General features: G+C 49.5%; 17 protein-coding genes and 1 pseudogene. All 18 read left to right on the forward strand.

What is annotated here, in order from left to right; translation table 11 throughout:
- Positions 1 to 2: 2 nt before the first annotated feature.
- On the forward strand, positions 3 to 644 hold the full coding sequence (locus EHV15_RS24470; RefSeq protein WP_128633522.1) for an HAD family hydrolase: 642 nt from the start codon (positions 3 to 5) through the stop codon (positions 642 to 644).
- A 1098-nt stretch (positions 645 to 1742) separates the two neighbouring features.
- Entirely contained in the window at positions 1743 to 4097 is a 2355-nt protein-coding gene (locus EHV15_RS24475; protein WP_128633523.1) for a helix-turn-helix domain-containing protein, read from the forward strand.
- Positions 4098 to 4366: 269 nt separating this feature from the next.
- Positions 4367 to 5338: an ABC transporter permease gene (locus EHV15_RS24480; protein WP_128633524.1), complete on the forward strand. Its 972-nt coding sequence runs from the start codon at positions 4367 to 4369 to the stop codon at positions 5336 to 5338.
- Between the two features lie 47 nt (positions 5339 to 5385).
- Complete coding sequence (locus EHV15_RS24485) at positions 5386 to 6258, forward strand: carbohydrate ABC transporter permease (RefSeq protein WP_128633525.1); 873 nt, start codon at positions 5386 to 5388, stop codon at positions 6256 to 6258.
- A 40-nt stretch (positions 6259 to 6298) separates the two neighbouring features.
- On the forward strand, positions 6299 to 7786 hold the full coding sequence (locus tag EHV15_RS24490; protein WP_128633526.1) for an extracellular solute-binding protein: 1488 nt from the start codon (positions 6299 to 6301) through the stop codon (positions 7784 to 7786).
- 105 nt (positions 7787 to 7891) lie between these two features.
- Positions 7892 to 8254: pseudogene (locus EHV15_RS37570) on the forward strand (Ig-like domain-containing protein); the annotation flags it as partial.
- A gap of 65 nt (positions 8255 to 8319) precedes the next feature.
- Positions 8320 to 9066, forward strand: coding sequence for a DUF1349 domain-containing protein (locus tag EHV15_RS37575; RefSeq protein ID WP_246061758.1), 747 nt, complete (start codon positions 8320 to 8322; stop codon positions 9064 to 9066).
- Between the two features lie 128 nt (positions 9067 to 9194).
- Positions 9195 to 9488 (forward strand): putative quinol monooxygenase, encoded by a 294-nt coding sequence (locus tag EHV15_RS24500; protein WP_128635515.1) that lies wholly within the window; start codon positions 9195 to 9197, stop codon positions 9486 to 9488.
- Positions 9489 to 9799: 311 nt separating this feature from the next.
- A complete protein-coding gene (locus EHV15_RS24505) occupies positions 9800 to 11278 on the forward strand; it encodes an Lsa family ABC-F type ribosomal protection protein (RefSeq protein WP_128633527.1) in 1479 nt (492 codons plus the stop codon).
- A 113-nt stretch (positions 11279 to 11391) separates the two neighbouring features.
- Positions 11392 to 13407: a serine hydrolase domain-containing protein gene (locus tag EHV15_RS24510; RefSeq protein ID WP_128633528.1), complete on the forward strand. Its 2016-nt coding sequence runs from the start codon at positions 11392 to 11394 to the stop codon at positions 13405 to 13407.
- Between the two features lie 81 nt (positions 13408 to 13488).
- Complete coding sequence (locus EHV15_RS24515; protein ID WP_128635516.1) at positions 13489 to 14181, forward strand: response regulator transcription factor; 693 nt, start codon at positions 13489 to 13491, stop codon at positions 14179 to 14181.
- Positions 14168 to 15544 carry a HAMP domain-containing sensor histidine kinase gene (locus EHV15_RS24520; protein WP_128633529.1) on the forward strand — a complete coding sequence of 459 codons (1377 nt, stop codon included), beginning with the start codon at positions 14168 to 14170 and terminating at the stop codon, positions 15542 to 15544. The genes EHV15_RS24515 and EHV15_RS24520 overlap by 14 nt, the downstream gene beginning before the upstream one ends.
- 100 nt (positions 15545 to 15644) lie before the next feature.
- Positions 15645 to 16886 carry a cell wall-binding repeat-containing protein gene (locus EHV15_RS24525; protein ID WP_128633530.1) on the forward strand — a complete coding sequence of 414 codons (1242 nt, stop codon included), beginning with the start codon at positions 15645 to 15647 and terminating at the stop codon, positions 16884 to 16886.
- A 139-nt stretch (positions 16887 to 17025) separates the two neighbouring features.
- A complete protein-coding gene (locus tag EHV15_RS24530; RefSeq protein ID WP_128633531.1) occupies positions 17026 to 17229 on the forward strand; it encodes a DUF2933 domain-containing protein in 204 nt (67 codons plus the stop codon).
- Positions 17230 to 17509: 280 nt separating this feature from the next.
- Positions 17510 to 18244, forward strand: a complete 735-nt coding sequence (locus tag EHV15_RS24535) for a response regulator transcription factor (protein ID WP_128633532.1) — start codon at positions 17510 to 17512, stop codon at positions 18242 to 18244.
- Complete coding sequence (locus EHV15_RS24540) at positions 18217 to 19650, forward strand: sensor histidine kinase (protein WP_246061760.1); 1434 nt, start codon at positions 18217 to 18219, stop codon at positions 19648 to 19650. The genes EHV15_RS24535 and EHV15_RS24540 overlap by 28 nt, the downstream gene beginning before the upstream one ends.
- Positions 19647 to 19844 (forward strand): hypothetical protein, encoded by a 198-nt coding sequence (locus EHV15_RS24545; protein ID WP_128633533.1) that lies wholly within the window; start codon positions 19647 to 19649, stop codon positions 19842 to 19844. Before EHV15_RS24540 ends, EHV15_RS24545 begins: the two co-directional genes overlap by 4 nt.
- Positions 19845 to 20005: 161 nt before the next feature.
- Positions 20006 to 20737, forward strand: a complete 732-nt coding sequence (locus tag EHV15_RS24550) for a class I SAM-dependent methyltransferase (RefSeq protein WP_128633534.1) — start codon at positions 20006 to 20008, stop codon at positions 20735 to 20737.
- The last annotated feature ends 51 nt before the right edge of the window (positions 20738 to 20788 follow it).

Below are 20788 nucleotides of genomic sequence, written 5' to 3' on the forward strand. Positions count from 1 at the left end.
GCATGCTAAAAGCTTTTATTTTTGATATGGATGGCGTCATCATTGACAGTGAACCGATGCATTTTGAAATGGATCTTTACACGTTAACTTCGATCGGTGTTGCCAGCAGTAAAGAAAAACTGGAGCAATACGTAGGCATGACCAATCCCGAAATGTGGAGATTAATCAAGGAAGAATATCAATTGCCGCATTCGGTTGAAGAATTGATTCAACTGCAATTAACGAAAAAACTAGCATATTTGGATGAAACGGACATGGAACCCATTCCCGGGATTAGCGAGCTCATTCAAGAGCTGCGTGAAGTTAACGTTCCGATCGGTCTGGCTTCATCGTCCCCCAGAATATTTATTGAAAAAGTGTTGAGCAAATTCAATTTGCTGCATGAATTCGCATGCATTACGAGCGGCGAGGAGGTTCCCAAGGGGAAACCCGCGCCGGACGTCTATTTGGAGACCGCGCGGGCGATGAATGTGGAGCCGGAGCATTGCTGTGTCCTGGAAGATGCCAAACACGGGGTGGCGGCAGCGAAAAGCGCTGGCATGAGATGCATCGGATTTGTGAATCCAAACTCCGGGAATCAAGATCTGTCGGCGGCTGATTTTATAGTAAGATCGATTGAAGAAATCAATATCAAGGAGCTTTAAATGAAAGAATCGGTGTTTAATGAAATTGTTGCTTCGGAAGAGGAGCTCCGGACGTTACGCGGATACCCGAAAAGTCATCGTTAGGGATTATTAAACGAATCGCTGTTTTTGTCCCGGAGTCTTATTTTATTGATAGCTTTTATCTGGAGTTTTCCGTATAGCTTGTATATACGTGATGACCCGCTTGAAACATTTCGAAGCAACAAAGGATGTATCCTGGGATTTGTGCGGACGAAAAGAAGAGGTCACGGATGAACGGGGAATGACGGTGAAAGTAAATCAAGTGAACCCCGATCTTTCAACGTACGATATGCTGTTTGTTCCCGGGGGCCTAGGGACTAGAGCTTTACGAATATATCGATTGGCTCAAAGGGGCCCGGGAGGCGAAATACATTGTATCGGTATGTACGAGCTCCTTGCTGCTGGGGGCAGCCGGGTTTTTGAAAAACAGAAAGGCGACAACGCATCCTTTTTCCTATGAACTGCTGGAACCCTACTGTCGGGAAGTCGTTCGGGCTAGAATTTGTGTATCTATTTAAGCTGCGGGACAGTAAACTTCTTGCGGCTTAACTTTTTGCAGGAGGAAGGGCTCAACCTAAAAATCGGTGCTTGACGGCCGGCCATGGGAACGTGGGACTTCATCCTGGACTTGCTAAGGGACCGGAGCGCCCTTATTTGCCGAAAAAGCCGGCGTTTTATTTTTTAACGGACCGGAAAGACCTTATTTGTCCGAAAACAGCCCAAAATGGGTCTGGAAAGGGCAAATAAGGTCGATAGGGTCCGTTAGCACTCCTAAAACGCTTGATTTCGACGAAATAAGGTTATTTCAGTCCGTTAGCTCACCTCGTGTACTCCGAATAGTTTTGTCCAGCCCCTGTCCAGCCCCGATTTTGGTTTTGAGCGGGAAAAAGAGCAAAAAAATATAAAAATGAAGCGGAACGGGCATGGGATTAGCTTGAAAAATAGGTCCGCCGTGGTTAAGCTGATACCAAAGTTCATCAAACACAGCGAAACAGGTTGTTTTGCAAGCGCTAACAATTTGATGAACAAGTCTAATCTTCAGAAAAATCGACCCTACCCAAGGGGGAGCAAACGAAATTGAGCAAATTCAGGCTTAACATTCTGATTTACAGTTTGTTGCTGGGTTTGGTGCCGACCATTCTTATCGGTTTGTTTTCTTATTTTATAGCCGCGAAAGATGTGGAGGAGAAAGTGAACGAGGGCAATATGCACCTCCTTAATCAGACCCGGATGAGAGTGGAGCAAAATTTGGATTCGATGCAACGAACTGCCTTGCAGTTTGAGAATTCTTCCTTACTTAACTCCGTAATGAACAGCAAATTAAGTGCGCAGGATTTCATCAAGGTTCGGGAACTGATGAACGAAATGTTTCATTTGCAGACCCAGACGATCCTAAACCAGGTTTATGTGGTCAATCTAAAACATGAGTGGGTTGTGGATCTGAATTCGTTAAAGCCGCTTGATGGTATGGACAATATGGAATTGAATCCATCGGACTTGGACAGATACTTGGATAAAACGGACCGCATCTTTTGGATAACCGGAACTGAAGAAGTGTTTAATCCCTCCAACGTTACGGATCAGGATAATTGGACCAGCCGGCAAGAGACGGCAACGACACTTCGGCTGGTGCATAAAATGCCGCTGTTATCCAAAAACGCTGTTCCCAAGGGGATTCTGATCCTGCAAATTTCCGCCAAGGATATCCGCAATATGCTGGAGCCCGATAACTTGCGGGCCACACAATATATTTTGAACGAGCAGGGAGAAGCGTTTTTGTCGCCGCCTCAAGATCGTGAGGCTTATCAGTCCATCAACGGCCAAATCGTGGAAAGGATTCAGCAGTCCGGGCCGCCGCAAGGCGCACTTCACGCGGAAAGCGAAGGAAAGATGGTAAGTGTGCTGTATTTAAGATCCGACTATAATGGCTGGACGTATGTTTCCGTTGTACCGCTGGATAAAGTCACCGATCAGACAGGAAGCATTGCGCTGATTACAGCCGCCGCTTGTTTAGTCACTATGGCCGCCGTCCTGATTGTCTCCCTGTTTGGCAGCCGGAAGATGTACAGCCCGATACGAAAACTGCACGAGTTTGCCACAGGTATTCAGCTGCAGCGGCAAGCCGGTAACAATCGGAAAGATGAATTTGAGTTCATTCGTGAGAGTCTGTCTAGCCTTGCCGTATCCAGAAACGAACTGGATAAACAAATGAAATCGCAGGCTGTGCACTTGCGGGAATTTTATGTCCTGAAACTGTTTTCCGAACAGATGCCGGGAGAAGACGGCAAATATGTTTCCGAACGGTACGGATTTCCGGATGGCTGGAAAAGCCTTGGCGTACTGACATTGGAGCTGGATAATTTCCATTTGTCCCGATTTCAAGAACAGGACCGCGAACTGCTGCTGTTCGCTGTCAACAATATGGTCTCGGAAATCGTGCCTGTGGAGGACCGCTTCAGTCCAATCGTATTAAATCATGCCCAGGTCACGCTGCTCACCTGCAAAGAAGAAACTTGCGAAGCCGGGCAGGTTTTGTTTTTGCAGACCGCTCAACAGATTAAAACCAAAGTTCAGGGATGTCTGGGCTTGGAATGCAGTATTGGCATCAGCCATCCGTTTAAGCGGTTATCCGATACGAAACGCGCATACAAAGAAAGTACTGCCGCACTCAAATTGCGTTTTGTACTCGGGCCGAACATCATCGTACAATATGCTGACATCGAAAATCGAAGCAATACCGAGAAGACGGTTTACACGAAATTGAGACTGACCGAAGATCAGATCATGCTTGCGCTGGAGGAGCGGCAACTTGGAAAAGTGGAGCAGCTGTTCCAGCGTTATCTGGATGAACTCATGTGCCAGGACGGATTCCATCAGGAGCATCACTTATTGCTGCTGCAGCTGGCTTCCAGGACGATGGGGATTGTTCAAGAGCATGGATTGTCCATGCGGCAGTTGTGGAATGGAGAGGAAGAGCTGAAGCATCTGTTCCGGCTGCAGACAAGAACCGAGATTTCAAGCTGGTTCCTTAGTAAATTGTTTACGCCCCTTGCCGGGATTTTGGAAGAGATGGCTGATAAGCAATTCGTGAACATTACCCGCAGGATCGTCGAGATCGTGCATGAGCAATATGATCAAGACATTTCGCTCGAATATTGTGCCGCTGTCATGAGCTTTAACCCCGCTTATATGAGCCGGGTATTCAAAAAAGAAATGGGCGTTTCTTTTAGTGAATACTTGAGCGAGTACCGGATGAATGTTGCCAAGCACCTTCTTGCCACTACAAATATGAAAATATCGGGTATCGGTCAAAAGGTCAGCTACACCAACATCAGCGCTTTCATTCGCACGTTTCGCCGGACATTCGGTATGACTCCCGGCCAGTATCGTGAACAGTTGTACAATGAAGAAGAAACAAGAGCCGGACGCTAGCGTTCGGCTCTTGTTGTTCAGCCTATGTGCGGCAACGATAACGGTGTACGATGGGAAGTCATAATCGGCATACAACGGGTGGAATCCGGCATACGCGAAGAAAGGATGCAAGCCCTTCGTCCCTGATAAACACCGCGTTTTTTCGCGGTTTGGCACGGAAAGTCATGAACGGAGTATAGATTTTTATGAAGGCTGCGATGAATAATGAAATCGCGAAAACGCATACAAGAATTTGGTTTCAAGTTCTCATTTGAGAAGGAGAGGAGTCTATGAAGTCAAATCCAACTCTGGCGGCGGCAGGCCCGCGATTGAAAAAGGAAGTGCGCCGGCAGAAGAGAAAGCAACTGGTTCATGATTTGATCCGAGACAGGTGGATGTATCTGATGCTTCTGCCTGGTGTGCTGTATTTTCTCATTTTCAAATATGTTCCAATGTACGGGGTGACCATGGCTTTTCAGGATTACAAGCCTCATCTTGGTTTTTTCGGGAGTCCATGGGTCGGCTTTAAACATTTTGTCCGCTTCTTTAGCGAACCACAGTTTTGGATGCTGTTCCGCAACACGCTTATCCTGGCCCTGTATAATTTGATCTTTTTCTTTCCGCTGCCGATTATTTTATCGCTGATGTTGAATGAACTTCGCAGAGAACGCTTCAAACGCTTTGTCCAGACGCTGATCTATATTCCGCATTTTGTATCCTGGGTCGTCGTTGTTGGCATTTTTTATATTTTGTTTACAACAGAGAACGGCATTGTTAATGAACTCATCCATCAACTGACAGGCCAAAAAATCGCCTTCCTGCTTGAGGCGGATTGGTTCAGGACGATGATTGTGTCACAGAGCATTTGGAAGGAAGTGGGGTGGGGCACCGTCATTTTTCTCGCCGCTCTGGCAGGTGTGGACTTGCAGCAATATGAAGCCGCCCGCATCGATGGGGCTGGCCGCTGGCGCCAGCTGTGGCATATCACGCTTCCGGCCATCCGCAGCACGATTATCATTCTGCTGATTCTGAGGCTAGGCAACTTCCTCGACTCGGGGTTCGAACAGATCTTCCTGATGATTACGCCAACGAACCGGGAAGTGGCCGAGGTGTTTGACACCTATGTATACACGAAAGGCATGACTCAAGCCCAGTATAGCTACAGCGCCGCCGTCGGATTGTTCAAATCCTTCGTTGGATTAGTGCTGGTGCTCGGCTCGAACTGGCTGGCCAAGAAATTCGGGGAAGAAGGCGTTTATTAGCAGGGGAATGCTGATGTTTGAATCGGAAGATGAAGGAGGGAAAAAATGTGCGTCAAGACAAAACGTGGGGCAATCGTCTGTTTGACATCATCAACTATTCGGTTCTATTTATCATTGCCATTGTGTGCGTGCTGCCATTTCTTTACGTTTTGGCGGTTTCCTTTGCCAGTCCGGCAGAAGTCGCCAGAGGGGGGCTGATCTTATGGCCCAAAGCATGGTCATTGGTATCTTATCAGTACATTTTCTCCTCGGATACGTTGCCGAGAAGCATGCTTGTATCGATATACATTACGGTGGCAGGGACGCTTATTAATCTGGCGTTTACTTCGCTTATGGCGTACCCGTTGTCCAAGGCCAATCTTCGGGGCAGGAATCCCATCCTGCTTGGCGTGTTGATTACCATGCTGTTCAGCGGGGGAATGATTCCAACCTACTTCGTTGTGAATGCGCTGAATCTGACCAATACGCTGTGGTCATTAATGATTCCGAATGCCATCAGTGCGTTCAACTTGATTGTGCTTAAAAACTTCTTCCAGCAAATCCCCGACGGGCTGGAGGATTCGGCCAAAATCGATGGCTGCAACGATCTGGGGGTTCTGCTTCGCATTGTCATTCCGTTGTCTTTGCCGGCTATGGCTACCTTCGGTTTGTTTTATGCGGTCGCGCATTGGAATACATTTTTCAATGCCATCTTGTATATCAATGATAATTCGAAATGGCCGATTCAGGTGCTGCTTAGAGAGATCGTTATTCTGGCACAGAGCCGGGTGGGAGATACGAATTTCGATGAGATGAATGTGCAACCGTTGACCATCCGGATGGCGGTTATCGTCTTTGCCACCATACCTATTTTGCTTGTCTATCCGTTTCTGCAAAAACACTTTACAAAAGGGGTTATGTTGGGTTCCGTGAAAGGCTGATCATTTGGTTCAAATAAACAACGATTATGGAGGGGTAAACATGAAGAGGAAATGGATGAAGACCGCCCTGACGCTGTTGGCGGGGATGATGATCCTGACGGCTTGCGGAAGCAATACCGGAGGAGGCGCGGCGGAAGGTAATGGACCTTATCCGCTTTCGCTGGTGGTCAATCAGGTAGGGGAAATACCGGACCCGAACAATCCGATCGAAGAGAAAATCCGCGAATACACCCATACGGATCTGCGCATTCAGTGGATTCCCTACTCCGCGTACGACGAGAAGATTAACGTCATGATCGCTTCCAACGAGCTTCCCAAACTGATTAAGCTGAATTATACGCCTACTACGATCAGCTCGCTTGAAGCCGATCTGTTCTGGGATATTACGGACAAACTGCAAAATTATCCGAACCTGGCCGCACAACCGCAGGCCTATTACGATAATATCAAAGTAAACGGCAAAGTTTACGGGATTCCGCTGTTCCGGGACATGGGCCGGGCGATCGTCAGCTATCGCCAGGACTGGCTGGACGCTGCCGGACTCAAAGCGCCGGTGACGCTGGACGACTGGTATGAAATTATCCGGTACAGCACGGAAGAGGATCCTGACCAAAACGGCAAAAGGGATACCTACGGGATGATGCTGGACAAAGCCTACAATCAGGGGACTGCATCGACACTGACCCGGCTGGCCGTATCCCAGGGTGCCCCCAACAAGTGGGGGATCGATGAACAAGGAAATTTCTATCCGGAATTTGAATCCGCGCAGTTCTTTGAAGTGATGAAACTGTTCAGAAGATTGTATGAAAAACAATTGATCAATCAGGATTTCGCCGTTGTAGATTCCTCGGAGCTCAATAAGGTGTACGAAGCGGGCCGGGCAAATATCCGCATCTCCGGCGGTAACGGCCAATCTTTGCAAACGAAACTGGAAAAGGTAGATCCCAAAGCGGTTGTGAACGTATCGCCGCTGCAAGGCCCGGAAGGCAGACGGGTGCCGGGGGAAAGCGGAAATACCGGTTTTTTGGCAATCCCCAAATCGACGGTTACTTCTGAAGAAGAGCTGGATAAAGTGCTGACATTCGTTGATAAGCTGCTCGATCCCGAGATGGTGAATCTGATCAACAAAGGGATTGAAGGCGTTCACTATAAAGTTGAAGGCGATTACACCGTGACCATTGACGCCGATAAAGATGTGCAGGAAGTCAAGCCTTACCGGGATACTTTGCCGCAGCGGGGCGATTTATACAACATGGAGAAGAAGCCCAAAGGCACGGCGCTATTCGACTTGAACAAAAAAATCGTATACGAGAATGAAAATTACATCGTTCCGAATCCGGCTCTGACTCTGAAGTCGGAAACTTACAATGAACGCGGCGGAGAATTGGAGCAGATCATTACCGATGCCCAAACCAAGTTTATTATGGGCCAGATTGACGAAGCCGGTTGGCAGGCTGCGGTGAAGAGATGGAGGGAGAGCGGCGGAGATCAGATCGCGAAGGAGTATAAAGAATCCTACGGGAAGTAACAGTAGAACAACATGGCAATGTAATTGAATTTCCGGCCGGCTCAGGAAAGACATTCACCATCATTCAAAAATCCGCTATTCTGTAACCCAATTTGAAGAGGAGGTATGCACTTGAAAACAACAAAATGGTTGAAACAACTGCTCATCGTTGCGCTGTTGTCCACCAGCTTTGCAAGCGGGGTACAGGCTGAAGTAACATCGGAATCCGCAGAACCGTCAAACGCTACCCGGCCCCCTGCATTCCCGGGTGCTGAAGGAGGCGGTAAATATACGACAGGCGGCCGGGGCGGCGATGTGTACGAAGTAACGACGCTGGCCGACTCGGGTCCGGGTTCACTTCGAGACGCTGTCAGTGAGAGCAATCGGACGGTTGTATTCAAGGTCGGCGGTGTGATCCGGCTGGAATCACCGCTTAAGATCATCGGGGATAATCTGACCATTGCCGGCCAAACGGCTCCGGGAGACGGGACAAAGCCGGTAAGGATATCACGATCGAAGCGGCCGCTTCCGATAAGGACGGTACTGTTTCAAAGGTGGAGTTTTATCTCAATGGTGAGAAAATGGGTGAAGATGACCGCAAGGCATACCGCTTCAGATGGAAAGATGCTGTGGACGGAACCCATTATTGGGTAGCGAAAGCAATCGATGATACAGGTACTTCTGCCTTCTCAACGAACGTGGTGGTTCACGTGAACACCAAAACAAAAATCAAGCCATGGGATTCTGCTGACGTCGGCAGTCCAGGCATACCGGGGCACACTCAACTTGGTGAATCACCCGGCGAACTAACAGTCAAATCCGCTGGAGATATCGGCGGCACGAAGGACTCCTTTCATTTTGCCTATCAGAAACACACAGGAGACATGGAGATCATCGCCAAAGTTGAAAGCATTACTCCTACGAATGAAGGAGCGGAAGCGGGCGTAATGTTTCGTGAAAGCCTGACTGAAGACGCCCCATTTGTCTCGCTTGTCGTTCCGTATATTCGGACGGGCAAAAGAGGCGTCACGCTTAGCCGTGCTGCCGAGGGAGGAGAGGTTTCTGTCATTCAACCGGAAGAGGAGTTCCAACTGCCCTATTGGATCAAGCTTGTCCGTGAAGGGGATCAATTCACCTCGATGATCTCAGCAGACGGAAGCACCTGGACGACGGTAGGGATAGTCAACGTTGATCTGCCCGAAAGAGTGTACGTCGGCCTGGTGGCTGATGCGGCCGAAGTGAACAATGCAACGGAAAAATATAATACGTCCGTGTTTTCTAACGTACAATTTTTAAAATAACGGTATCGTCAAGCCGGCATGGGCTAAGGAATTCCTCTAGTCCGTGCCGGTTTTTTGGAATTTTTTGCTGTTTTTTTGAAAATGTAATACTATAAAGAGACCGTATAAAACAGAAAGGGATGGAAAAGGTGATTATTATTCATGCCGGGTTTCAAGTAGACCCAATGAAGGAAGCAAGTTTTTTGGAGGAGATTGCGCCACTTGTACAAGCCTCGAGAAATGAAGCTGGTAATATATCGTACCGGCTGTATAAAGATACGGAAAAGGAACATGCGTTTACGATGGTTGAAGTTTGGGAAGATTCGGCCGCAGTGGCTTCCCATAATTCCAGTGAACATTTCACCTCATTCGTGGCCAAGGCGGGTCAGTTTTTAACCGAACCGTTGGATATAAAAACTTATAGCGGACAACCCTTAAAGTGATCAAGCAAGGCCTGTTGGCCATCCTGGCGTTGAATGGTTGAATTTTAAAAACGGGTATGTTAAAATACACATAATTTAAAGGACAGGAGCTGAAGAGGATAATGGATTTTTCTTGCTAAGAATCATAAAACAACAAAGCGAAATCATTTCGCCTGTTTTATTTTTCCTATGCAAGAAAGTTGCTTATCCTTTTCGCTCAAACGGAATATCCTGATCTGACGTCCGAGGTGGGCGCGGATTTGCTGTATTTATTTGAGCTGCGGAAAGTAACTTTCTTGCGGCTCAAATTTTTTTTGCAGGAGGATCATTTCATGTCATTAATTAAAGTGACGAATCTGACTTTTGCCTATGATGGCAGTTACGATAACATTTTTGAAGACGTCAGCTTTCAAATCGATACCGATTGGAAACTTGGATTTACGGGGAGGAACGGCAGGGGCAAAACGACGTTTATGAACCTGCTTCAGGGTAAATACGAATACAGCGGTCATATTTCTGCTGATGTCGGTTTTGAGTATTTCCCTTTCCATATCAACCACCCGGAATATCTTACCCTGGATGTCGTCCGCGAAATATTTCCGGACTATGTCAACTGGGAACTTATGCGCGAGCTGAACTTGCTGAAGGTGTCAGAAGATGTGTTGTACCGGCCGTTTGAATCCTTGTCGAACGGTGAGCAGACAAAGGTGATGCTTGCGGCATTATTCTTGAAGGAAAACCGCTTTCTGCTCATCGACGAACCGACCAACCATCTGGACATGAAAGGGCGAAGGCTCGTGAGTGATTATTTGGCGGGCAAAAGCGGTTTTATTCTGGTCTCGCACGACCGGGCGTTTTTGGACAATTGCGTAGATCATATCCTGTCCATCAATAGGACGAATATCGAAATTCAGAAGGGCAATTTTTCCGATTGGTTGGAAAACAAACAGCTGCAGGATAATTATGAGCTTGCCGAAAACGATAAGCTAAAAAAAGATATCAAACGCTTGTCGGAAGCGGCGAAACGGACAAACAACTGGTCGCACGAAGTGGAAAAAACGAAAAACGGTACGAGAAACTCCGGGTCCAAGGTGGATAAAGGATATATCGGCCACAAAGCCGCCAAGATGATGAAGCGCTCCAAATCGATGGAACAACGGCAGCAATCCGCCATTGAAGAAAAGTCCAAGCTGCTGAAAAACATTGAAACGTCGGAGAGTTTAAAGATCACGCAGCTCGCCTTTCATAACTCCCGGCTGGCCCAGCTTGAGCATGTTTCGATTTTTTACGGGGAGAAGACGGTTTGCGAGGATATCAGCTTTACGATCGAGCAGGGGGAGCGGATTGCGCTTTCCGGGAAAAACGGGTCCGGCAAATCCAGCATCATGAAACTCATTTGCGGCGAGGATATCAGCTACACGGGAACGGTTAGAGTAGGAAGTAAACTTAAAATATCTTATGTCAACCAAGATACTTCCCACCTCCAAGGCAACTTAACGGACTATGCCCGGGGCGAAGGAATTGATGAAAGCCTGTTTAAGGCGATTTTAAGAAAGCTGGATTTTTCCCGAATTCAGTTCGAAAAGGACATGGCGGCATTTAGCGGCGGTCAAAAAAAGAAAGTGCTGATCGCGAAAAGTCTCTGCGAGCAGGCCCATCTCCTGGTCTGGGACGAACCGCTGAATTTCATCGACGTCATTTCGCGGATGCAAATCGAAGAACTGCTGCTGCAATACGCGCCGACCATACTTTTCGTAGAGCATGACCGCGAATTTTGCGATCATATTGCCACCAAGGTTGTCGAACTATAGCGTTGATTGGGTAAATGACGATTTAAGATTACATTAAGGTTGCATAGAAACCGGATTAAGATTGCCCGGTTACCCTTGTAATGTACTTAAATAGCGAGGGGAGAGATTAGTCAATGAACATGTGGCGAGCGTTCCGCACCAAAGCGGCCGTTGCCTTGGGGATCGTGATGATCACGGGCGCTATCGGAGGCGGCGGCAATAGCGTATTGTACAATACCGCTTCCGCAGCGGCGGAGGGACCAAGCGATCCCGAAGAAGTGGGGCGGTTTTTCGATGAATTTTTCGCAGATCCTGAAATTTCCAAAAATATGGCCGGGGCTGTGGTCATGGTCGTGAAGGGCGATCAAGTCCTGGCCCAAAAAGGGTACGGATACGCGGATACGGCGAAGAAGCTGCCCGTGGATCCGGAGCGTACCGTATTTCGGATCGCTTCGGTTTCAAAGGTGATTACCGCTACGGCGGTAATGCAGCTGGCGGATCAAGGGAAAATCGACTTGAACGAGGACATAACGCCCTATTTGGGCGGCGTCCGCATCCCCAATAAAACGAACACGCCGCTGACGATGAAAAGCTTATTAACGAACAGCACCGGGTTCGACTACGGAGATACTTCCGAGCTAACATCGCCGGATTTGAAGCGGGAGGTTTCTTTAAAGTCTTTCATTAAAGCTAATGTCCCAACCGTCGTCAAAGAGCCCGGCAAATACTATCGTTATGACAACCTCGGTTTTACGCTGCAGGGATATGCCGTTGAGCAGGTAGCGGGCCAGCCTTTTGAAGAATACGTCCGGGAGCATATCTTTGAACCGCTTGGGATGACAAGCAGCGGCTTTCGTTTTACGCCGCAAATCAACGAGCAGTTAGCTGTACCCTACGATGTGACAGGCAAACCTATTCCGCAATATGCCACCGTTCCGACCGTGCTTCCCGCCGGCGGCATGTTTTCAACCGGCTCCGATATGGCGAAATTCATGATGGCGCATCTGAACGGCGGCAAGCTGGGGGATGCCAAGATTTTGGATACGGCGTCGGCCGCGGAAATGCATCGTCCGCAGCTTGCTATCCATGCGAAGCTGCCGAACATGGCGTACGGGTTCGAATATTCCAACCGCCAAATCTATAACGGGCGTTATGTGGTGGAAAAAGGCGGGGATATGGACGGATACCATAGTGGAATGTGGCTGCTGCCGGAGGAAAACGTCGGCGTATACGTCAACGTGAACAAGGATTTTGACTTCCGGATTCCGTTGTTTGAAGCCTTTATGGATCATTATTATCCGGAAAAAACCGCTGCCGGAGAGCAGCCGATCACCACCGATCAGCAGTCCTTGAAGCAATTCGAAGGTGTGTATAGCGACCTGCGGAACCGGATGTGGACGACCCGCATTCGCGCCGAAAGCGGCCTGCTGATCGCAACCGATCCGCTGGGCGAACACCGGCTTCGCGCGATCGAGCCGCTGCTGTTTGAAGACGAAAACGGCGTGAAAGCCGCGTTTAAGCTGAATGACGACAACACGGTGCGGGCTTTATATTACGATCAAAAATCGGACAGCTGGTCGCAAAAAATGCCCGAACCCCGGAAGTATCCGGATATTGGCCCGGACCACCCTTATGCCGCATATATCAGCCACCTGCGCCAGCTTGATATTATCGGCCGGGAAAGCGGAGAGGCGGCATTCCGGCCCGAAGAACAGATAACCAGAGGCGAGTTCATCGGCTGGTTCATCCGCTGGACGGGGATTGCTCCGTCAAGGCAAAATCCGGTATTCGCGGATATCGAAGGCAGCCCCTATGCCCAAGAAATTCAAGCCGCTTATGAATTCGGCATCATCAAGGGGACGGGCGATGGCAAATTCCATCCGTCCAAACCGATCACCCGGGAAGAGGCGGCTAACCTGGTTTGGAATATGGCTGCCGCTTACCTGCATGCGGCTCCCATGGAGGCGAAGGTAAGCGGGACGACCAGTCCGTGGGCGCTTGAAGGAGTTCGTTATGTCGTGGCGAAAGGATTATATGGGCCGGAGATCGCAGGATCGCCAGGCAGCGGACTCGACTACCGGTCGCAGGAGCCGATGCTCCGGCAAGAAGCGGCCGCGCTATTGTCGAAGTTCGCGGATAACTTATACTAGGATAGGATAATCAAGTCCCTTTTGTTTGCAGAGCCGCCTCTGTGAACAAAAGGGCACATTTACGTTTACGGGGTGAGGGGAATTAAAGCGATTTTGATCATCGACGACGAAAAAGAAATCCGCGAGCTGCTGGGGATCTATCTGAAAAATTACGGTTATGGCACCTTTGAAGCCGAAAACGGGCAGGAAGCGCTTGAACTTTTTCAAAGGGAGCGGATCGATTTGGTCCTGGCCGACGTGATGATGCCCGAAATGGATGGCATTGAATTGCTCCGGAAAATGCGGCAGGACTCCCATATCCCTTTTCTGTTTATTTCCGCCAAATCCGACGATATGGACAAAATTAACGGGCTCCAGCTCGGAGCGGATGATTATATCGGCAAGCCCTTTAATCCGCTGGAGGTGGTCAGCCGGGTTCAGGCTTTGTTTCGCCGTGCGGAATCGTACCAGACGCCGGAACAGCGGGATCGGGAGTTTATCGAAATCGGCGACGTCGCCCTGGATCTTCTGAGCTGCAAGCTGTACAAGCGGGGAGAGTACAAGGAGACAACTTCTTATGAATTTAAAATTTTGGCGCTGCTGATGAAAAACGCGGGACGGGTTTTTACAAAAGCGCATATTTACGAGCAGGTATGGGGCGAGGAATATATGGGGGATGAAAATCTGGTGATGGTCTATATCAGCAAAATCCGCGAAAAGATCGAAGACAACCCGAGAAAACCCGTGCATCTCGTGACGATTAGGGGGCTCGGCTACCGTTTTGAAAAAGCATAACCGAAATGCCGGCAAGCGGCCGCTCAAGCGTTTGTTTCTGTTGAATTATACAGCGATTACTGGCCTTGTGCTAGCGTCGATCATCTTGGCTTTGCTCAATATGGATTTCCTGATGAACCGTTTTTTCGACAAAACTCCGGATTTTAAGCAAATCAGCGCGGCCGATCTGTACGAAGCGGACGGGACTTTAAATGGAACCTTGCTCGACCGGTACAGCGGCTGGCTGGAGCTTTTGGATGAAGAGGGGAATGTCATCGCCACGGAAGGGCAGAAACAGGACGATATCGCTGCCTACGGCGGAGACCGGCTTTTTGCCGAAATTGACATGTACCGCAATGATCACTTTATTACCTATCATCCTTATTTGGTGGAAGGACCAAATGGCGAGCGGTACGTCCTATTATGGAAAACCCCCGAACTAAACGATAAGATGCTTCTTGCCGTCGGTATTTTTGCGAGTTCCCTGCTCGTGTTCCTGATGGGGGCTCTGTTCTTCTACACGCGGTATTCCGTCCGGCAAATGAAGAAGCCGCTCCAGCAAATCGCCCAAGGCATCGGGGAGATGCAACGGTTCCACTACGAGAAGCGGCTCCATTTTGACGCCGAACAGGAATTTGCGGAAATTCGCGACGCTTTTAACGACATGGCCGAACGTCTGCAGCTGGCGTCCGCGGCCAAAGAAACGGCCGAAAAGAACAAGCAGAATCTGCTGCTGCACCTGTCTCACGATCTGAAAACACCGATTACATCGATATTGGGTTACTCCCAGCTGTTGCTGGACAACCCGCCGGCGGACGAAAAAGATCGGCGGAAATATGTCCAATACATTCTCAATAAATCCTCCTATATGAGTAAATTGATCCTGGATTTATTTGAGCTGGCGAAATTGGATGACGAGCAACTGAAGCTTAATCTGCAAAAAGTGAATCTGACGAAGTGGTACCAGCAAAAAATCGCGGAATTTTACCCCGAAATCGAACATCACGGCTTCCGCTTGCGCGCAGAAATTCCGGAAACTCCGCTGTATGTCATGGTGGACCTGGTGCATATGGACCGCGTAGTTGCCAATCTGATCGGAAATGCGCTGAAGTACAATCCGCGGGGAACCGAACTTTATGCGTCATGCGAGGAAAAGGACGGAAAAGCCATCCTGTGGCTCGGGGATAGCGGGTTAGGCTTCCCGGAGCAGGAAAGGGAGCGGCTATTTGAGGAATTTGTACGCGGTACTGCTTCCGGGAAGGAGGGCACGGGCCTGGGGCTGGCGATATGCCGAAAAATCATTGAGCGTCACCAAGGCGCCATGGAACTTGTGAGTGATGCGGACTATCCGACATTGTTCCGGATTCATTTGCCAAGCGTTTAATCTCCATAAAAACCACACACTTTCTTCATCTTCTCTGTTTAAAATAGTTATCACCTAATAATACCAATTAGGTAATAATGAGAATTTGCAGGAGGTTTGCATGAAGAAATCTGTCAAGCTTGGCACGGCGGTTTTGGCTGCGATGTTGGTGTTGTCGGCATGTACCAATACGGGCGGCAAGGAGGCAGCGGATGAAGCGAAGGTGGGAGGAACCGCCGTTCAAACCGCGGATGAAACCAAAGCGGGTGGGACCGCGGCGGCCGTTCCATGGATTGCCTCCAAAAATACGACCCGGATCAACACCGATGATCCCGTGGCAGCAGCGGTAGCGGTTTCCCGTTCGCTATGGATGGCGACCGGTGAAGATAACCGGCCCGGAAGCGTCATTCTCACCTCTGCGGAGAATTGGCAAAATGCCGTGGTCAGCGCCGATTTGATCCATCATCCAAGCAATGGCCCGATTTTGTTTGTGAACAAAGACGGCGTTCCCGAAGCCACGGCAAATGAACTAAAAAGACTCCAGCCCAGCGGTGTGGCATCCAACCAGGGCGTTCAAGTGATTTTGGTGGGGGATCTTGGACAAGGCGTTGAAGATCAGGTGAAGGAGTTGGGCTTCAACACGGACAAACTAGCGGCCGACAATCCCGCTGCCTTGGCTAAGGCGATCGATGCCTATTACGCGAAAGTGGCCGGGGAAAACCCATCCTCCGTCATCATCGGTTCCATGGACAGTCAAGAGTACACCATGCCGGCCATCAACTGGATCGCGCATATGCCCGAACCGCTGCTGTATGTCAAGCAGGACGAAATCCCTCAGGAAACCAAGGAGGCTTTGCAAACGCGGGGAGGCAAGGCGAATATTTACATATTGGGCCCCGAATCCGTGATTTCCGCCAAGGTTGAAAGTGAATTAAAGTCATTCGGCAATACGGTGCGCATCTCCGGAGAAGATCCATATGCCAATGCGGTCGCTTTTGCCAAATATAAAGATGAGACAACCGGGTTCGGGTGGGGGATCACCACGCCGGGACATAACTTTTCTTTTGTGAACGTCGATTCGCCGTCATTGGCTATTGCGGCCGCCCCTTTCTCCCACTTGGGAAAACACGCTCCATTACTGTGGACCGATCAAGGAGGGATGCCTGAATCGGTGATGTCCTACGTGATGTCGGTTCAGCCGGCTTACGATCAGACCCCGACGGAAGGCCCCTACAATCATGCCTGGCTGACGGGGGCGGCGGCAACGATTAGCGAGAAGGCGCAGGGAGAAATCGATTCGATGCTGGAAATCACGGCCAAGTCGGGAGAAGGCCACGGAAATATGCACGGAACGAGCCATTGAAATATGCAGCTGCTTTGGCGCAAACACGGTTCTTTTGAACCGTGTTTGCTTGTTTATTCGCTTTTTCCACATCGTTTCTACACATTCCTTTTGTAGAATGAACTTATCATAGGTTGAAACAATGAAGGAGGAAGGCAAAATGGATTGGTCTTGGTTGCTGGTGCTGGTTTGCCCGCTGATGATGATTTTTATGATGTTTGGTATGAAGGGACACGGGCATGGTCATGGGGGAGGGGATCAGGCGCATCATTCGGCAAACGAACAAGCGATTCGGGCGGAACTGGACGAGCTTAAATCGCAGAACGAACAAATAAAGCAAGCGCTCCAAAAGCTGTCCCGGTAAAGGAGTTCTTACAAGAACGCGTAAGAACGGCCTCGTTGGAAATATCCAATAGAAATGGAAAATAGATGGTAATTACAGCGGCTTGATTGGATATTTCCAATAGATAAGGATCGTCAGGGCGCAAAATGAGCGGTTTGAGAGAAATCTATTGGATTTTTTCCAATTAGAGTCCCAAATTGCGTCCGTTGTCCGTCAATCAATTGGATTTTTTCCAATGGGCGTTTTGCGTTAGGTTCGATCTGGCGTCCTGCCAATACGTTTTTAAGCTATAATATCATGTATGTGTATATGTAATGGGGGTGCCGCAGTGTCAAAGCTACAGGTGCTGGTTGTGGACGATGAATGGAATATGCGCAATTTGCTGCGCATCTATTTGACGCGAGAAGGATTTGAGGTGAAAGAGGCCACGAATGGCTACGAAGCTTTAGCCATGGCGGCGAAACATCAATTTGACGTCATTTTGCTGGACATTATGCTGCCGGATATGGACGGGTGGCAAGTTTGCAAAAAGATCCGGGAAAATGACAACGTTGCTATTCTGATGCTCACCGCGCGTTCCGAAACCAAGGATAAAGTGCATGGGCTTGGCATCGGCGCGGACGACTATTTGACCAAGCCGTTCGAGCAGGAGGAATTGCTCGCACGGGTTTACGCTTTAATCCGCCGTTCGGCGATCGCGCAAATTGCCGTCAAACAGGAGCCTGTATTGGAGTTTGGCCATCTTCGAATCCTGCCTGAAGGCAGGGAGGTTTATATCCATAACACCCCGGTGGAATTCACCCTGAAAGAGTTCGATTTGTTTCTGACGTTTGCTAAAAACGGGCAGCGCGCATTTAGCCGTGAGGAATTGGTGGGCTTGATTTGGGGAAGCGAATACGAGGGGGAGATCCGGGTTGTTGACACGCATATCAAAAATATCCGGGAGAAGACCCACAGAGCGGAGCTCGGGTTTAATCCGATTCAAACCGTGTGGGGAGTAGGCTATAAATGGAACGGAGCGGGCACTTCCAAATGAGCGGGAATAAAATAGGCTTTAAGCTCGGCCTCGTCATTCTCGCGGCTTTTGTCGTGGTGATTATCTCGCTGGGGCTGGCCATTGACCGGATGTTTGCGAATTTCTATACTGCGGAAATGAGAACGGAGGTCAACGAACTAACGACCCACTTTACCGCGATGAGCGAACCGCCGGATATGCTATCCGAAGAAACCATGCTGAAATTCGCCGATTTTTCCAATGTCAGCGTCCTCTATATTAACGGGCAAGGCACCGTGCTGGCGAATTCCGGGCCCTATGATACGGCGGAGCGCACGTTTATTAAACCAATGGACGTGAAGCTGTTGTTCGCCGGGCGGACGCTCGAATCGGAACATACCGATCCGAGCGGGGAGCGGTATTTTATCGCGGCCAAACCGGTATTTGACGCAACCGGGGAAAATATAACGGCGGCCGTCTACGTTTTGTCTTCGACCAAACATATGGATGAATCGCTTTCGGCCGTACGGGGTGTTTTGGTTCTGGCGGGAGCGGGGGCGCTTCTGCTTGCCTTGGGAATCGCCTGGATCATGGCCCGGCTTTTGTCCAGGCCGCTAGTGCAAATGCAGGTCGCGACCCGCAACATTGCCGCCGGCGAGCTGGAAACGAGATTAGCGATTCAGCGGAACGATGAAATCGGTATGCTGGCGGATTCCATCAATCATCTGGCCGTGGAGCTTCAGCGGTACCGGGATACGCGGCAGGAGTTTTTTGCGAACATATCCCACGAGTTGCGGACTCCGATCACTTATTTGGAAGGATACGCAAAAGTCCTCAAAAACCGGCTATACGATACGGAAGAGGAAAAGGACCGGTATTTGGATATTATCCACGAAGAGGCGCTTCGTTTGGAGCATTTGGTCAATGATTTGTTTGAGCTGGCCAAAATGGAAGCAGGGAAAATCGCGTTGTCCCTGGAGTGGATCGATTTGACGGAAATTGCCGATAACGCGGTGCGCAAAGTGCAGTTGAAGGCGGCCGGCAAAGGGCTGCAGCTGCGGACGAAAATTAATAACGGCATTCCTTTGGTCTACGGAGACGGCTTGAGGACGGAGCAGATTGTGCTTAATATCCTGGAAAACGCGGTGCGTTATACGGAAAAGGGCGGCATCACCGTTGAGCTGGACCATACCCCGGAATATGTATTTTTGGCCGTGCAGGATACCGGCATCGGAATTCCCGCAGACGAGCTCCCGCGTATTTTCGACCGGTTCTACCGCGTGGAGAAATCGCGTTCGCGGCAGCATGGAGGCACGGGACTCGGGCTGGCGATCGCCAAAAGAATGGCGGAGCTGCAGAGAGGGGAACTTTTGGTTAGCAGCGAGGTTGGCCAGGGGGCGAGATTCGAGCTCCGCTTTGCGTTCGAGCAGCAGGAGGAACCGGCATGAGAAAAACGGAATGGCTCATCGTGATCATGATCATGGGAATGGGGTTGGGCTGCTTAATCGTCTCGGCCTCTGCTTTTCAAGAAATGTCTTTACTCCACCTCGGGCGATCCTTGGGACGTACTTGTCTTCCGATGATGGCCGCGGTTGGGATCGTGGGGCTCGTTTACTTGTATTTTCGGAGGAAGCGGAAATAACTCCGTAAAAGTACGATCGGGAACAGGCTTGGATACCGGTATGGCTTGACTCTTCCCATCGTAGACGGCATTAACTTTAATCGGCATCTGCCCAAGCAGCCCGTGATCGATTTGAATACGTTAAACTAGACTATAAGGCAAAGGTGGTGATTTGATTATTCATGCATTATTTTGAAATGTTGTCTCGATTGGGCGAAGGGAGTGCGCATCCCGGCGGATTTGCCGCAACCATCGAGCAGTTCAATAAGTATAAGCCGTCGGCGGATGGGACCATTCTGGAGATCGGCTGCGGTACGGGAAGAACGGCGTGTTATTTAGCCGAACAAGGATATCGGATCGTTGCTGTCGATATACATCCTGACATTTTGGATAAGGCGAAAAAGCGAGCGTCCGCAATGGGGTTGGAAGTGGATTTTCAGCTCGCAGATGCCCATGCCTTGCCTTTTCCGGATGAAACCTTCGATGCCGTTCTGGTGGAATCCGTCACCAATTTCACGCAAGCCCAGCAATCCTTATCCGAGTATTATCGGGTGCTGAAACCCGGCGGGGTATTTTACGATCGTGAGATGTTTGTCCGGCATTCAGCCCCTGCAGAAATCGTAACGGAGCTAAAATCATTTTTCCCCATGCCTTCGATCATGAGTCGGGATGAGTGGAGCGCTATATTAACGGAACGCGGCTTCACTCTGGTCGAATTCCTCGAAGTTAGCGGGTTAGGGGATGACAAACTGGGGCAACAATACGAACACCCCGATGATCATCAAATTATTGATGAAGGGTCTTTTCTGGATTTTAAACTGATGGAGTGCGCATCCCGATCCTCAAACATCATTATCGAAAATAAAGAGTATCTCGAGTACGGGATTATTAGAGCTTTTAAAGCAAAAGAGTGAACTCGTAACGGCATCGCTTCGATCCTAATGTTATTACACAATGCAAAACGC

Origin of the sequence: Paenibacillus oralis (assembly GCF_003863965.1) — a bacterium.
Taxonomy (GTDB): domain Bacteria; phylum Bacillota; class Bacilli; order Paenibacillales; family Paenibacillaceae; genus Fontibacillus; species Fontibacillus oralis.

Excerpts from the sequence above, each read along its gene's own strand:
- EHV15_RS24535 (WP_128633532.1), top strand. The coding sequence starts at position 17,510 with ATGTGTATATGTAATGGGGGTGCCGCAGTGTCAAAGCTACAGGTGCTG.
- EHV15_RS24545 (WP_128633533.1), top strand. The coding sequence starts at position 19,647 with ATGAGAAAAACGGAATGGCTCATCGTGATCATGATCATGGGAATGGGG.
- EHV15_RS24470 (WP_128633522.1), top strand. The coding sequence starts at position 3 with ATGCTAAAAGCTTTTATTTTTGATATGGATGGCGTCATCATTGACAGT.
- EHV15_RS24490 (WP_128633526.1), top strand. The coding sequence starts at position 6,299 with ATGAAGAGGAAATGGATGAAGACCGCCCTGACGCTGTTGGCGGGGATG.
- EHV15_RS24550 (WP_128633534.1), top strand. The coding sequence starts at position 20,006 with ATGCATTATTTTGAAATGTTGTCTCGATTGGGCGAAGGGAGTGCGCAT.
- EHV15_RS24510 (WP_128633528.1), top strand. The coding sequence starts at position 11,392 with ATGAACATGTGGCGAGCGTTCCGCACCAAAGCGGCCGTTGCCTTGGGG.
- EHV15_RS24480 (WP_128633524.1), top strand. The coding sequence starts at position 4,367 with ATGAAGTCAAATCCAACTCTGGCGGCGGCAGGCCCGCGATTGAAAAAG.
- EHV15_RS24530 (WP_128633531.1), top strand. The coding sequence starts at position 17,026 with ATGGATTGGTCTTGGTTGCTGGTGCTGGTTTGCCCGCTGATGATGATT.
- EHV15_RS24540 (WP_246061760.1), top strand. The coding sequence starts at position 18,217 with ATGGAACGGAGCGGGCACTTCCAAATGAGCGGGAATAAAATAGGCTTT.
- EHV15_RS24525 (WP_128633530.1), top strand. The coding sequence starts at position 15,645 with ATGAAGAAATCTGTCAAGCTTGGCACGGCGGTTTTGGCTGCGATGTTG.
- EHV15_RS24505 (WP_128633527.1), top strand. The coding sequence starts at position 9,800 with ATGTCATTAATTAAAGTGACGAATCTGACTTTTGCCTATGATGGCAGT.